The 14,506-nt window shown below is 65.2% G+C and carries 12 protein-coding genes; 6 read left to right on the top strand and 6 right to left on the bottom strand.

Going from position 1 to position 14,506, the window contains the following annotated elements; all coding sequences use genetic code 11:
* Positions 1 to 50: 50 nt before the first annotated feature.
* The 5 genes from ABIB73_RS21785 to ABIB73_RS21805 form a co-directional block, all read right to left on the bottom strand.
* On the bottom strand, positions 51 to 1,376 hold the full coding sequence (locus ABIB73_RS21785) for an MATE family efflux transporter (RefSeq protein WP_354227187.1): 1,326 nt from the start codon (positions 1,374 to 1,376) through the stop codon (positions 51 to 53).
* A gap of 1 nt (position 1,377) precedes the next feature.
* On the bottom strand, positions 1,378 to 2,112 hold the full coding sequence (locus ABIB73_RS21790; protein ID WP_354227189.1) for an MBL fold metallo-hydrolase: 735 nt from the start codon (positions 2,110 to 2,112) through the stop codon (positions 1,378 to 1,380).
* 32 nt (positions 2,113 to 2,144) lie between these two features.
* Complete coding sequence (locus ABIB73_RS21795) at positions 2,145 to 2,450, bottom strand: DUF6460 domain-containing protein (RefSeq protein WP_354227191.1); 306 nt, start codon at positions 2,448 to 2,450, stop codon at positions 2,145 to 2,147.
* 328 nt (positions 2,451 to 2,778) lie between these two features.
* On the bottom strand, positions 2,779 to 4,662 hold the full coding sequence (locus ABIB73_RS21800) for an ATP-dependent DNA ligase (protein ID WP_354227193.1): 1,884 nt from the start codon (positions 4,660 to 4,662) through the stop codon (positions 2,779 to 2,781).
* Positions 4,659 to 5,696 carry a ligase-associated DNA damage response exonuclease gene (locus ABIB73_RS21805; RefSeq protein WP_354227383.1) on the bottom strand — a complete coding sequence of 346 codons (1,038 nt, stop codon included), beginning with the start codon at positions 5,694 to 5,696 and terminating at the stop codon, positions 4,659 to 4,661. Before ABIB73_RS21805 ends, ABIB73_RS21800 begins: the two co-directional genes overlap by 4 nt.
* A gap of 65 nt (positions 5,697 to 5,761) precedes the next feature.
* On the opposite strand from ABIB73_RS21805, the gene ABIB73_RS21810 reads away from it, so the two are divergent.
* The 4 genes from ABIB73_RS21810 (at position 5,762) to pdeM (ending at position 11,705) form a co-directional block, all read left to right on the top strand.
* Positions 5,762 to 6,688 (top strand): class I SAM-dependent DNA methyltransferase, encoded by a 927-nt coding sequence (locus ABIB73_RS21810; protein ID WP_354227195.1) that lies wholly within the window; start codon positions 5,762 to 5,764, stop codon positions 6,686 to 6,688.
* Between the two features lie 116 nt (positions 6,689 to 6,804).
* On the top strand, positions 6,805 to 8,034 hold the full coding sequence (locus tag ABIB73_RS21815; protein ID WP_354227197.1) for an ABC transporter substrate-binding protein: 1,230 nt from the start codon (positions 6,805 to 6,807) through the stop codon (positions 8,032 to 8,034).
* Between the two features lie 232 nt (positions 8,035 to 8,266).
* Positions 8,267 to 10,822, top strand: a complete 2,556-nt coding sequence (locus ABIB73_RS21820) for a ligase-associated DNA damage response DEXH box helicase (RefSeq protein WP_354227199.1) — start codon at positions 8,267 to 8,269, stop codon at positions 10,820 to 10,822.
* 184 nt (positions 10,823 to 11,006) lie between these two features.
* A complete protein-coding gene (pdeM, locus tag ABIB73_RS21825; RefSeq protein ID WP_354227384.1) occupies positions 11,007 to 11,705 on the top strand; it encodes a ligase-associated DNA damage response endonuclease PdeM in 699 nt (232 codons plus the stop codon).
* A 78-nt stretch (positions 11,706 to 11,783) separates the two neighbouring features.
* Here the strand turns inward: pdeM and ABIB73_RS21830 are convergent, their stop codons facing one another.
* Positions 11,784 to 12,647, bottom strand: coding sequence for a LysR family transcriptional regulator (locus ABIB73_RS21830; RefSeq protein WP_354227201.1), 864 nt, complete (start codon positions 12,645 to 12,647; stop codon positions 11,784 to 11,786).
* A gap of 98 nt (positions 12,648 to 12,745) precedes the next feature.
* Here ABIB73_RS21830 and ABIB73_RS21835 point away from each other — a divergent pair, with 98 nt between their 5' ends.
* Together ABIB73_RS21835 and ABIB73_RS21840 are read left to right on the top strand one after the other, a co-directional pair.
* Complete coding sequence (locus ABIB73_RS21835; RefSeq protein WP_354227203.1) at positions 12,746 to 13,657, top strand: DMT family transporter; 912 nt, start codon at positions 12,746 to 12,748, stop codon at positions 13,655 to 13,657.
* A gap of 12 nt (positions 13,658 to 13,669) precedes the next feature.
* Positions 13,670 to 14,443, top strand: a complete 774-nt coding sequence (locus tag ABIB73_RS21840; protein ID WP_354227205.1) for an MBL fold metallo-hydrolase — start codon at positions 13,670 to 13,672, stop codon at positions 14,441 to 14,443.
* The last annotated feature ends 63 nt before the right edge of the window (positions 14,444 to 14,506 follow it).

The raw sequence follows: 14,506 nt of genomic DNA on the forward strand, positions 1-14,506 counted from the left end.
CGGCTCTGCGTCGCGTCATTTCATGCCGCACCGCGTCCGGGACAAGATTGCTACAGCTTCGAGAACGTCGCCCTGAACAGAGCCGGATAGCGCGCGCCCTGCAATCCGCCGCGCGCGACGTAGAACGCGATCAGCGCCCACCACAGTCCGGCATTGCCGTACGATTGCAGCGACCACCAGACGCCTAAGAAGATCGCGAGCGAAGCCAGCATGAGATTGCGCATCTCGCGCGCCCAGGTCGCGCCGACATAGATGCCGTCGAAGCCGAAGGCGAACACGCCGGGCACGGGCGCGAGCACGATGAACACCAGGAAATCGCGTGCAGCCCGGCGGACGTCCTCACTGGCGGTCATAAAATTGATCAGGGCCGGACCGAACAGCGCGAACAGCGCTGACACGACCAGTGCGAAACCAAGCCCCCACAGCAGGACCAGTCGAGTCGAATCCGCAAAACCCCTGGCGTCGCGTGCGCCAAAGGTGCGGCCGCAGAGCTGCTGCGCCGCGTTGGCAAGGCCATCGAGGAAGAAGGCGCTGACCAGCAGGAAATTGTTGAGCACGGAGTTCGCGGCCAGCGTGACGTCACCGGCGCGCGCGCCTTTGGCGGTGAAGAACAGGAATACGGCGATCAGCGCCGCGGTGCGGATCATGATGTCGGAGTTCACCGCCAGCATCCGCATCAGCTTCTCGCGGTCGAACAGCGTCGCGTACGGCACGGCAAAGCCGCCGTCCGCGTAGCGCCGGCAGACGATCACGCCGAGGACGAAGCCGATCGTCTCCGACAGCAGCGCCGCGATCGCCGCGCCGGCGATGCCGGTGTCGTAGACCAGCACCAGCAGAATCGTCGCCACCATGTTGATGAGGTTGATGACGATCTGGAGCAGCAGCGCCGGATTGGCGCGGGCTTGTCCGACCAGCCAGCCGAGGATGACGTAGTTGGCGAAGGCCAGCGGCGACGACCAGATCCGGGTCATGAAGTAGGTTCTGGCAGCGCGCGTGACGCCTTCGCTGCCGCCCATCAGGTCGAACAGCATGGCGGCGAGTGGCAGTTGCAGCGCGATCAGCCCGGCGCCGATCAGGCCTGCGACGATGAAGCCGCGCACCAGGATCGCGGTCAACTCGTGCGTCTCGCCGGCGCCCAGTGCCTGTGCGGTGAAGGCGAGCGTGCTCATGCGCAGGAAGGCGAACAGCCAGAACAGGCAGTCGAAGATCACCGATGCCATGGCGACGCCGCCGAGCAGGGCGGCATCGTCGAGCCGTCCGATCGCGGTGGTCGAGACCACGCCGATCAGCGGCGTGGTGAGGTTCGCGACCATCGCGGGACCTGCGATGGCGAACACCTGACGGGAGCCGACCCTGGGATGAACGGGCGCGTGCATGTCAGAACACGAGCACCATGCCGTCTTCGGCGGCGAGATGCGCGATATCGTCGAGGCGTGAGAGCATGTCGTCGCTCATATGGGTGAGGACGAGCCGCTTGGCGCCGATTGCTGGCAAATGCTGTTCCAAGGTCTTCAGGCTGAGATGGTTCTTGACCACCTTCTCGTACATGTAGGCTTCGGCGATGAAAAGATCTGCGCCATGCGCCAGCGGAATGAGCGTCTCCGTCCATTCGGTATCGGCGCTGTAGGCGAGCGTGCGGCCCTCGGCCTCAATGCGATAGGCCAGGAACGGTCCACCGGATTCGCCGTGCACGACCGGATAGGGCGTCACCGTCACAGCGCCGAAGTTTTGGCTTTGCCTCGGTGCGAGCTCGACCACGGACAGCTCGAAGCGCTGCTTGGTCTTCGAGGAATGCTCGAACAGTGCTTCCATCACCTGTTTAAGCCGCGTCTCGATTCCTTGCGGGCCCGCGATCGTCAGCGGCCGGGTCCGCCGCGAAAACTGCGCGTCGAGCAGGAAAAACGCCAGGCCGGCAAAGTGGTCGCCGTGGAAATGAGTGATCAGGATCAGGTCGATGTCGTCGCGCGGGATATCGAGTCGCTTCAACGCCGGCAGAGCCGAGGCGCCGCAATCGATCAGGAAATTGGCTTCGCGTCCCGAGACATGGAAGCAGGTATTGAGCCTGCCGCCCGACCCGAAGGCGTCGCCGCAGCCGACAAAGCGCAATTGCATCGGCTGCGGGCTCCCTAGAGCATGAACCCGGCTTAGCGGCCGCGCGGCGTGCCGAAGACGCGCATCAGCAGCCAGATCGGGATCACGATGACGGCGCCGAGCAGGAAGTAGCGCCATAGCCAGTTGACGGTATCGAAGCCGAGATCCCACAGCCGCTGGAACAAGAGGCGGATGCTGTAGATGATATTCCAGGGATCGAACCCGATTGCGGCCAGCACGACGCCGACCAGGATCGAGAGCAGGATCAGACGAAACGCGACCGCCAGCGGCGAGCCGCCGAGAAAGCGGTTCAGGCCATCACTGCGGCCGGCCGGCAAATCTCTGACGTCGTGGGCCATCACAAAAAACTCCTTGGGCGGATTCGACCCCCATTGACCCCCATTATAGGGCACGGCGAGGCACATGGGGAACCCGCAACGGGGCGTCAATCAGCTTACCGCATTTTAATGCCGACCGCTTCGAGGGATGCATTGTTTGAATCGGTCGGGCCGCGGGGAGGCTTAACCTCTCCCGCTTGCGGGAGAGGTCGGCGCGTAGCGCCGGGTGAGGGCTCTCGCCTCTGGGGAATCCCAACGCGGAGACACCCTCACCCCGACCGTCTCCCGCAAGCGGGCGAGGGAGCACACCTCCCTGGTGGCTGCACTTGGGCTCTATCTCCATCTCCCTTCAAGCCTCAATCTCAGTCGCCTCCGCCTTCAGCATCTTTTCCAGCGTTTCCAGCCGGTCGGCCTCCCGCGGCGGCTTGTCCCAGCGCAGCCGGCTGATGCGGGGAAAGCGCATGGCGACGCCGGATTTGTGCCGCGGCGAGCGCTGCAGACCCTCGAAGGCGACCTCCAGCACCAGCCCCTTGTCGACCTCGTGCACGACATGGCGGACGGGGCCGAATTTTTCGGTGGTGTTGCGGCGGACGAAGCGGTCGATCTGGAGCAGCTCCTCGTCGGTGAAGCCGAAATAGGCTTTTCCGACCGGCACCAACTCGTCGCCGTTTTCGCCTTCGGTCCAGACGCCAAAGGTGTAGTCGGAATAATAGGACGAGCGCTTGCCGTGGCCGCGCTGCGCATACATCAGCACGGCATCGATGATATGTGGATCACGCTTCCACTTCCACCATTGTCCCTTCGGCCGCCCCGGCAGATAGGGCGCGTCGCGCCGCTTCAGCATCACGCCTTCGACGGCGTCGGCATCCTTGCCCGCGCCTGCGCTCGCGGGATCGGCGCGCGCCGCAGTGAGCGCCTCCCAGCTTGCGAAGGCGACGGTGGGCGAGAGATCGATGCGGGGATCGTCGAGCTTCTCGATGAAGGTCTCCAGCCGCTCGCGCCGCTCGGCGAAGGGTAGCTCGCGCAGATCGTTCTCGTCGTCGCCGAGCAAATCGTAGGCGCGCAGATGGATCGGAAACTCCTTGATCAGCTTCGGCGAGACAACCTTGCGGTTGAGCCGCTGCTGCAGAACGTTGAAGCTCTGCACGCGGCCCTCGCGCAGGATCAAAAGCTCGCCGTCGATCGCGCCGGGCAGGCGCAGCGAGGGCACGAGATCGGGAAAGCTTCCCGTGATGTCCTCGCCGGTGCGCGAATAGAGCCGCGCCGTGATGTGGCCGCGGTCGTCGCGGCCTGCGACCGCCTGCACGCGGATGCCGTCCCATTTCCATTCGGCGATGTAGTCGGCGGGATCGAGCGCGGCGAAATCCGTGTCCTCGATCGCATGCGCCAGCATCACCGGGCGGAACGGCGCGGGATCGCGGTTGACCGGCTTTTCTCCGCGGCCTTCCAGCCAGGCGAACAGGTCGAGATAGGGAGCGCTGAGACCGGGCCAGATCAGCTCGACTTCGTGCGGGTCCTTGTCGCCGAGCGCGGCCGCCGCGGTTTTCGCCAGCCGTGCGGAGATGCCGATACGCAGCGCCCCGGTGACGAGCTTCAGCAGCGCCCAGCGGCCGGTCTCGTCGAGCTCGTCGAGCCAGCGTTCGAGCTGCTTTGGCAGCTCGGTTTTGCCGAGCGTGCGGAGGGTTGTGACGACTTCGGTCAGCGTCGGGGGCGGCGGGTTGTTGTGGTTACGGACGTGGGTGGACTCATCGGCATCTCGCCCGGAGCACCCCCCTCCCTGACCCTCCCCCGCAAGGAGGGAGGGAACGGTGAGAGTGGTGCGCGCCTCACGCTTCGACTCTTTGCCGATGGTCGCTGAAGCATCAGGTGATTGCCCAGCACTCCGCTGCGCTCCCTCCCCCCTTGCGGGGAAGGGCGAGGGAGGGGGGTAGCCCGGAAAAGACTCGCCGTTGCCGAGCACCCGCCTCGGCCACATCAGCGCCACCGTCTCCGAGAGATCTCCGACATAGTCATACGACAACCCGAACAGCACGGGATCGGTGCGCGACGCGATCAAATCACGGATCAACGCGGGCTTGGCGTGCTTGAAACTCAGCGCACCGGTCAGCGCCGCCAGCGCATAACCGCGGTCGGGGTCGCCAACCTCGCGAAAATAGCTGGTGATCAGCCGCAGCTTGTTGTTCCGGCCGGGCTCGTAGGCGAGGCGGTCCAAGAGTTCGGCGAAGCGATTCATGCCTCGGCCTCGTCAGCGAGCGGCGCTTCGCTCTCCTCCTCGTCGCCATAGCCGACGAGATCGAGCGGCTGCGCCCGCAAGCCTTTGCTTTGGCACCAATGCACCAGCGCATCTTCCTGGCCGTGCGTGACCCAGATCTCGCCGGCGCCGGTGGCGGCGATGGTTGCAGTGAGGCCGTCCCAGTCGGCATGATCGGAAATCACCAGCGGCAGCTCGATGCCCCGTTGTCTCGCGCGGGCGCGCACGCGCATCCAGCCCGACGCAAACGCGGTGACCGGATCGGGAAAGCGCCGGGTCCAGAGATCGGAGGTCGCAGACGGTGGCGCCAGCGTGATGGTGCCGGCGAGGGCAGCCTTCTTCACGCCCATCACCGGCTTTAGTTCGCCGAGCGCGACCCCTCGGCTCTGATAATAGTGCGTGATCTTCTCCATTGCGCCATGCAGATAAATCGGCGCGTCGTAGCCGGCCTCGCGCAACAGCGCGATCACGCGCTGCGCCTTGCCGAGCGAATAGGCGCCGACGAGATGGGCGCGTTCGGGAAACAACGCGACCGAGGCGAGCAGCTTCTTCACCTCGTCGGCCGCATCGCCGTGGCGAAACACCGGCAGCCCGAACGTGGCCTCGGTGATGAAGACGTCGCAGGGCACGAGCTCGAACGGTGTGCAGGTCGGGTCGGGCGCGTCCTTGTAGTCACCGGAGGCGACGATGCAGGTGTCCTTGCAGCTCACGGCGATCTGCGCCGAGCCCAGCACATGGCCGGCCGGATGGAATTTCACGGTGACGTCGCCGAGGCGGATCTCCTCGCCATAGCGGATCGCCTGCGTCGATCCGGCGAAATTCTCGCCGTAGCGCAGCCGCATCATGTCCAGCGTCTCCTGCGTCGCCAGCACTGCGCCATGGCCGGCGCGGGCATGGTCGGAATGGCCGTGGGTGATCACGGCCCGCTCCACGGGGCGGACAGGGTCGATATGAAAACCGCCGGGCTTGCAGCACAGGCCGCTCGCGACTGGCAACAGGATGTCTTGCGGACGCATGCCTGTTATATAGGTTGCGCCATCGCGTCTTCGAGTCACCTGCCGCTTTGCTCCCTGGTTCCAAAATGCCCCTGCGCCTGTTTTTGTCCTCCGGCGATCTCATGGCCGACCGCCGTTTCGAGTTCGCGCGCGATCTCCAGCTCAAGGGCGATCTGCCGGCCGCCGCCGACCTCATCGAGCAGGCGATCGAGCTCGCGCCGAATTTCACCTCGGCCTGGTTCACGCTTGGCGAGATCCGTGCGCAGCTCGGCGAGCGCGACAAGGCGATTGCGGCATTTCGCGAAGCGCGCCGGTCCGATCCTGGCGACCAGCACGGCGCCCACCTGCATCTGATACGCCTTGGCGACGAGCAATTATCCGAGATGCCCAAGGCATACGTGCAGGCGCTGTTCGATCAATATGCGCCGCGCTTCGATCACGTCCTGATCAACGATCTCGACTATCGCGCGCCGTCGCTGATCTTCAAGGCGGTGGTGGCTGCCCGCGTCGCCGCGAAGAAGCGAGCCCTGTTCAAGCGCGCCGTCGATCTCGGCTGCGGCACCGGGCTTGCGGCCGCCGCCTTCGCAAAACAGGTCGATCATTTCACCGGCATCGATCTCTCACCCGGCATGATCAAGCAGGCGCGGGCGACGGAGTTCTACGCCGAGCTCGAAGTTGCCGACATGATCGAGGGCCTGCGCGGCAAGGCTGATGCGAGCGCGAACCTCGTCGTCGCGGCCGACGCCTTCGTCTATCTCTCTGACCTCGCGCCGGTGCTCGGCGAAGCCAGGCGCGTGCTCGCATCCGGTGGCGTGCTTGCCTTCACGCTGGAGACGCATGACGGCAGCGGGATCGTCCTCGGCGAAGGCTTGCGCTATGCCCATTCGGCGGAATATGTGCGCGGTGCGATAACCAAGGCCGGGCTGAAGCTGCTGACATTGGAGCCGGCCTCGCCACGCATCGAGAACAATGAGCCGGTGCGCGGCCTCGTCGTGGTCGCTGAGAAAACTTGAGTTTAGACGCTAAACACCCGTCGATTTGAGCGTCTTTGCGTCGCAAAGCGACGACTTCCTACTTGCGAGCCGTGCTGCGTTCCCAGCACAATGCGCGCGCTAGGGAGAAACAAATAATGACCAAAAATCCATCGCGGCGCGATGTCAGCGCCGCCGCGTTCGCAACCATCGCTGCATCCACCTTGCCTGCGCCTTATGTCTGGGCGGCGGAGAAGAAGTACGATGCGGGCGCCAGCGACACCGAGATCAAGATCGGGCAGACCGTGCCGCATTCCGGTCCCGGCTCGCTCTACGGCGTGTTGGGCCGGATCGGCGAAGCCTATTTCCAGATGCTGAACGAGAAGGGCGGCATCAACGGGCGCAAGATCAAATTCCTCACCATGGACGATGCCTACAGCGCCCCGAAATGCGTCGAGGCGACGCGGCGCCTGGTTGAGCAGGAGGAGGTGCTGGCGCTGTACGGTTCGCTCGGCACCGCGCCGCAGACCTCCGTGCACAAATATCTGAACTCCAAGGGCGTGCCGCAGCTCCTGCTCAACACCGGCGCGTCGAAGTGGAACAATCCGAAAGAGTTCAAATGGACGATGGCGGGCCTGCCGCTCTACCCGACCGAGGCGCGCATCCTGGCGCGGCACGTCGTCGGCGTGAAGCCGAACGCGAAGATCGGCATCCTCTACCAGAACGACGATTTCGGTCGCGACTTCCTCGGCCCGTTCAAGAAGGTGCTGGCGGATGCCGGCGGCACCGCGCAGGTGATCATGGAGCAGACCTACGATCTCACCGATCCGACGGTCGATTCCCAGCTCATCAATCTCTCGAAGTCGGGCGCGGACGTCTTCTACAACATCACCACCGGCAAGGCGACGTCGCAGTCGATCCGTAAAGTCGCCGAGCTCGGCTGGAAGCCGCTGCAACTGCTGTCGGCCGGCTCGACCGGACGTTCGATTCTCAACGCCGCCGGGCTCGAGAACGCCGCCGGCATCGTCGCCATCCGCTACAACAAGGAAGTCGGCCTGCCGAAATGGGAGAAGGATCCGGACGTGATGGCGTTCGAGGAGCTGCGCAAGAAGTACATCCCCACGATCGACCCCGATAACACGATCGCCTTTGCCGGCTACGGCCAGGCCGTGACCATGGGCGAGATTTTGCGACGCTGCGGCGACGATCTCACCCGCGCCAACGTGCTGAAGCAGGCCTCGACGCTCGCGGGCTTCCACTCGCCCTATTTCCTCGATGGTGTGAACTACAGCTACACGCCCGACGACTACACGCCGATGAAGACGCTCTTCATCTCGATCTTCAGCGGCAAGGACTGGGACATCTCCGACAAGCCGATGTCGGAGTAGGGGGGCGCGCTCTCCCTTCTCCCCTTGTGGGAGAAGGTGGCGCGAAGCGCCGGATGAGGGGTATCTCTCCGCGAACTCTCTGCAAGAGATGGGCGTGCGGAGAGAGACCCCTCACCCGTCTCGTCGCTACGCGACGAGCCACCCTCTCCCACAAGGGGAGAGGGGACGGCGCTTCGCTCATCGTGGCACGACCCCCTCGACGAACCCGCCCCCACGGCTTACCTGTGATGCCGTGCCGCCCCGCACCCTAAAAGCCCTGGCCGAGCCGGCCACGCTGCCCGACCGCTTCCAGGCATGGTTCGCGGCGCGCGGCTGGGTGCCGCGCGCGCATCAATTGGCGCTTTTGGAAAAGGCGCGAGAGGACGCTAGCGCGCTGCTGATCGCGCCGACCGGTGCCGGCAAGACGCTGGCGGGATTTCTGCCGACGCTGGTGGAGCTGAGTTCTGCGGCCTCCGTGAAAGCCGTGGCTTCCACCGGCCGTAGCGTTCAGCGCAGCGGCGGCCTGCACACCCTCTACATCTCGCCGCTCAAGGCGCTCGCCGTCGACATCGCGCGCAATCTGGAGCGGCCGGTCGCCGAGATGGGACTGCCGATCAAGATCGAGACCCGCACCGGCGATACACCAAATTCGCGGCGGCAGCGGCAGCGGCGCTATCCGCCGGATATTCTGCTGACGACACCGGAGCAGCTTGCGCTGCTGCTGTCCTCCGATGACGCGCCGTTCCTATTTTCCTCGCTCAAGCGCATCGTGCTCGATGAGCTGCACGCGCTGGTGACCTCCAAGCGCGGCGACCTGCTGTCGCTGGGGCTGGCGCGGCTGTGGCGGCTGGCGCCGCAGATGCGCGCGATCGGCCTGTCCGCGACCGTGGCCGAGCCGGAATCGCTGGCCCGCTTCCTGATGCCGCAGCCGAAGGACCAAGCCCAATCGGCCGACATCGTCATCGCCGGCGGCGCGGCGCCACCGGTCGTCGAGATGCTCGACACACGCGAGCGGTTGCCCTGGGCCGGCCACAGCGCCCGCCACGCGCTTCCCGAAATCTACGAGCTGATCAAGGCGAACAAGACCACGCTGGTCTTCGTCAACACCCGCAGCCAGGCCGAGATGCTGTTCCAGGATCTTTGGCGCATGAACGACGACAACCTTGCGATCGCCCTGCATCACGGCTCGCTCGACGTCGCCCAGCGTCGCAAGGTCGAGGACGCGATGTCGGCAGGCAAGCTGCGCGGCGTGGTCTGCACCTCCTCGCTCGACCTCGGCGTCGATTGGGGCGACGTCGATCTCGTCGTCAATATCGGCGCGCCCAAGGGGGCCTCGCGCCTGATGCAGCGGATCGGCCGCGCCAACCACCGCCTCGACGAAGCCTCGCGCGCCGTGCTGGTGCCGGCCAACCGTTTCGAGGTGCTGGAATGCAGCGTCGCGATCGACGCCATTGCCGAGAATGCGCAGGACACACCGCCGCTTCGGACAGGCGCGCTCGACGTGCTGGCCCAGCACGTGCTCGGCTGCGCCTGCGGCGAGCCGTTTCTCTCTGACGATCTCTACGGCGAAGTGCGCACCGCCGCGCCCTACGCCGATCTCACGCGGCAGGATTTCGACGACGCCGTCGATTTCGTCGCCACCGGCGGCTATGCGCTGAAGACCTATGAGCGCTTCGCCCGCATCAAGCAGGACAAGCAAGGGCGCTGGCGCGTCGCCAATCCAAAGGTGCGGCAGAGCTACCGCATGAATGTCGGCACCATCGTCGAGGACGACATGCTGAAGGTGCGGCTGGTGCGCTCGCGTGGCAGTGGTGCGGGCTCGACAGGCGTGATCGCGCGTGGCGGCAGATTACTGGGTGAGATCGAGGAAGGCTTCATCGAAGGCCTGAGCCCAGCCGACACCTTCGTGTTCGGCGGCGAAGTCGTGCGCTACGAGGCGCTGGTCGAGGACCAGGTCTATGTCTCGCGCGCCAACGACAAGGATCCAAAAGTGCCGTCCTATATGGGTGGCAAGTTTCCGCTCTCGACCTATCTCGCCGAACGCGTTCGCCGCTTGCTCGATGACGGCCGAGCCTGGCATGCGCTGCCGGAGCAGGTGCGGGACTGGCTGTCGCTGCAAAGGGACGTCTCGCGCGTGCCGGCGGTGCGTGAGCTTCTGGTCGAGAGCTTTCCGCGTGCCAACAAGCATTACATCGTCTGCTATCCCTTCGAGGGACGCCTCGCGCACCAGACGCTCGGCATGCTCTTGACGCGCCGGCTCGAGCGTGCCCGCGCCCGTCCGCTCGGCTTCGTCGCCAACGAATATGCGGTCGCGATCTGGGGGCTCGGCGACTTGTCCTTCATGATCCGCAACGGCAAGCTCGATCTCAACGCGCTGTTTGATCCTGATATGCTCGGCGACGACCTCGAGGCCTGGCTCGCCGAGTCCGCATTGATGAAGCGCACGTTCCGGAATTGCGCGATCATCTCCGGCCTGATCGCTCGCCGCCACACTGGCGAGGAGAAAAGCCGCCGCCAGGTGCTGTTCTCGACCGATCTCGTCTACGACGTCCTGAGAAAACATCAGCCCGATCACGTCCTGCTGCGCGCCGCGCGCGCCGATGCCGCCACCGGCCTGCTCGATCTGCGCCGTCTCAGCGACATGCTCACCCGCATCCAGGGTCACATCACGCACCGGGAACTCGACCACGTCTCCCCGCTCGCCGTCCCCGTGATGCTGGAAATCGGCCGCGAGTCAGTTTATGGCGAAGCTGGCGACGAGCTGTTGGCGGAGGCCGCCGACGAGCTTGTCAAAGAGGCGATGTCGTAGCTGCAGCAACAATGACTTTTCGGAGCACCGATCCATCCACACCGTCATGCCCGGGCAAAAGCGCGGAGCGCGCCTTCATTTGGAAGACCCGGGCATCCACGACTTTGCCTCCGCGCCAAGAACGTGGATGGCCGGGCATAGGCGAGCGGAAGCGACGCCGTTCTTCGAACGGCTGCGCCCGGCCATGACGGAGCACGTGGCGCTATCGATTTCGTCAACGCGCACCCTGGATGTGACCAGTGTGTCGTTTCACGCCGATCTCTCCGGCGCCTTGTTCTGGGAAGAGCAGCGCCTGCTCGTCGTCTCCGACCTGCATCTGGAAAAGGGCTCGAGCTTCGCCACGCGCGGCGTGCTGCTGCCGCCCTACGATACCATCGCGACGCTCAGTCGCCTCGCTGCTGTCATCTCCCGCCATGATCCGCGCATCGTCATCGCGCTCGGTGACAGCTTTCACGATCGCACTGCACATAGACGCCTGTCGGCGGAGGATCGCGATGCCGTGGCCGCGTTGCAGACCGGCCGCGACTGGATCTGGATCTCCGGCAATCACGATCCGGCTTTGCCGCGCGATCTTGGCGGCACCATCGCCGATGAAGTCGCGATCGGGCCGATCACCTTCCGCCACGAGCCGACCGGCGCCCCCGGCGAGATCGCCGGCCATCTCCATCCCAAGGCCCGCGTCTCCGCGCGCGGCCGTTCGATGGAGCGCCGCTGCTTTGCCTCCGACGGCGAGCGCACGGTGATGCCCGCCTTTGGCGCCTATGCGGGGGGCTTAAGCATCCGCGACGCGGCGTTCGCAAAGATCTTTCCGAAGAACGGTTTTGTCGCCCATCTCCTCGGCGATCGCCGCGTCCATGCGATCGCCGCGTCGCGGTGTTATTGAGGGGCGCGCTGCGGGCCGCTCGCACAACTGCGCTCCCTCCCTCCTTGCGGGGGAGGGAACAGACCGAGCTCGTGGCGACTAAGCCGCCTTCGCTTGCACGTTCTCACAAAACTCCGCCAGCCGATCGGCCAGCCGTAGCGTCGCGGGGCTGGCCCCGGGTGAAGCCATCAACGCCACCTCGGTCCGGTTGATAGGCGCAAAGCCATCCTTGGCCGTCAGCACGCGATGATCGGCCTGTATCGACATCTCCGACAAAATGCTCAGGCCCATGCCGGCGGCGACCGCGGCCTGAATGCCGGCAAGACTCGATGACGTGTAGGACATGTGCCAGATGCGGCCCGCGCTTTCCAAGGCATGGATGGCGCCGGCGCGGTAGAGGCAGCCGAGCGGAAAGCCGATCAGCGGCACGGAGGGGACGTCCGCGTGGATCGGATGGCTCTTGCTGGTGACCCAGTGCACCTGTTCCGGCCACACCGCAATCGCGCCCTTCTCGCCGGCCTCGCGCTTGTAAAGCGCAAGGTCGAGCTCGCCGCGTTCGAGGTCGCGGGCGAGGTTCTTGCTCTGGTCGGCGCGCACGTCGAGCCGCAGGCCCGGATGCGAGCGCGAGAACGTCCCCAGCAGTTTTGCCAGTTGATACGCCGCAAAATCCTCGGGGATACCGAGCCGGATCGCGCCTTCGCTGTCAGGCTGGCTCAGCACGTCGCGCGCCTCCTCGGCAAGCGACAGCAGCCGCCGCGCATAGGACAGCAGCCGCTCGCCGGCCTCGGTCGGGCGCACATCCTTGCCGTCACGGTGCAGCAGGGTCTGGCCGACATCCTCCTCCAGCCGCTTGATCTGCTGGCTGACGGTCGATTGCGTGCGGTGGACCCGCTCGCCGGCGCGGGTGAAGCCGCCGGAATCCACCACCGAGACGAAGCTGCGCAGGAGCTCGAGATCGAGCATGGGCGCCTCCATTCGAAAATCCACTGATCGGAAGTTAATCATTTAATTTCCAAATGACAAGCCGGATCCCTAGATCGAGGGCTCAGGAGAATGCCCACATGTCGCTCGCCCCCTCGATTGCCGTTCCCCGCAGCCGCTTCAACATGTTGCCGCTCGCTATCGGCCTGTTCTGCCTGCTCTGGAGCTACGCCTTCGTCGCCGGCAAGATTGGCGTCACCCATTGCCCGCCGCTGATCCTGCTCGCCGCGCGCTTTTCGCTCGCCGGCATTTTGATCATCAGTGCCACGCTGATCCGCGGCGACGACTGGTCGCTGTCATGGCGCGATGCCGCGATCTTCGCCGTGCTCGGAATTGCCAACAACGCGCTCTATCTCGGGCTCGGCTACACCGGCCTGCAATCGGTCTCCGCCGGCCTCGGCGGCCTGATCGTCTCGGCCAATCCGGTGTTCACAGCGGCCCTCGCCGCGCTTTTCCTCGGCGAAGGCATGACCTGGCGCAAGGCGAGCGGCCTGATGCTCGGCATCATCGGCATGACTCTGATCGTCTGGCATCGCCTGTCGGTCGGCACCGACTCGTTTCACGGCATCATCTTCACGCTGGCATCGCTCGCCTCCATCGTCGCCGGCACCATTCTGTTCAAGTTGCTCGCGCCAAAGGGAAGCTTGTGGATCGGCAACGGCATACAGAACCTCGCCGCCGGCATCGTGCTGACGCCCGTTGCGCTCACCTTCGCTGACATCCACGCCATCGACTTCACACCGAGCCTGATCGGCGCCTTCGCCTTCCTCGTCCTCGGCGGCTCGATCCTTGCCTACTGGCTCTGGTTTCATCTCCTGAAAGTGTGTGGCGCGACCGCTGCGAGCGCCTATCATTTCCTGATGCCGCCGCTCGGCATGCTGTTCGCCTTCATCGTGCTCGGCGAGCATGTCGAGGCCCGCGACCTGCTCGGCATCATCCCGGTCGCACTCGGTATCTACCTGGTGACGCGGCCCGCCAAGTCGGATTCGTAGGAGAAGTTGATCATGCCTATTTCCATCACCCTGATCGGCGGCCCCACCGCGCTGATCGAGATCGACGGCTTTCGCCTGCTCACCGATCCGACCTTCGACGCACCCGGCGCCTACCAGCTGCCGCATGTGAAGCTGGAGAAGACGATCGGGCCGGCCGTGAGGCCTGACGCCATCGGGCCGGTTGATGCAGTCCTGCTCAGCCACGACCAGCATTCGGATAATCTCGACAATTCCGGCCGCGAGTTTCTTCACAAGGTCAAGCGTGTGCTGACGACGGAAGCGGCTGCCAAGCGCCTCGGCGGTCATGTTGAAGGCCTCGCGCCCTGGGGCACCGCGCATCTGAAGGACGGCGACGGCAATTCGCTGACGATCACCGCGACGCCCGCACGCCACGGTCCGGCCGGCATCGAGCCGCTGTCGGGCGATGTCATCGGCTTCGTGGTGACCTCGAGCCGAAAGGACACTCGCCCGGTCTATATCAGCGGCGACACCACCTGGTTCGACGGCGTCGCCGAGGTCGCGCGCCGCTTCAAATGCGGCGTGGTGCTGCCGTTCGCGGGCGCTGCGCAAACGCGCGGGCCGTTCCACCTCACCATGGACACCAACGACACCATCGAGACCGCGCGCGCCTTTCCCGATGCGATGATCGTTCCCGTGCACACCGAAGGCTGGGCGCATTTCCGCCAGAACAGCGAGGATTTGCGCAAGACGTTCGACGTGCTCGGCTTCGGGACACGGCTGCGATTGCTGGAGCCGGGCGTGCCGACGGTGGTGGAGGCGCCGTAGCTCCCCCAGCGTCGTCCTGGCGAAAGCCAGGACCCATTACCCCGACTGGTTGTTGTTGCGGCA

Origin of the sequence: Bradyrhizobium sp. F1.4.3, from assembly GCF_040548375.1 — a bacterium.
In the GTDB taxonomy this organism is placed as follows: domain Bacteria; phylum Pseudomonadota; class Alphaproteobacteria; order Rhizobiales; family Xanthobacteraceae; genus Bradyrhizobium.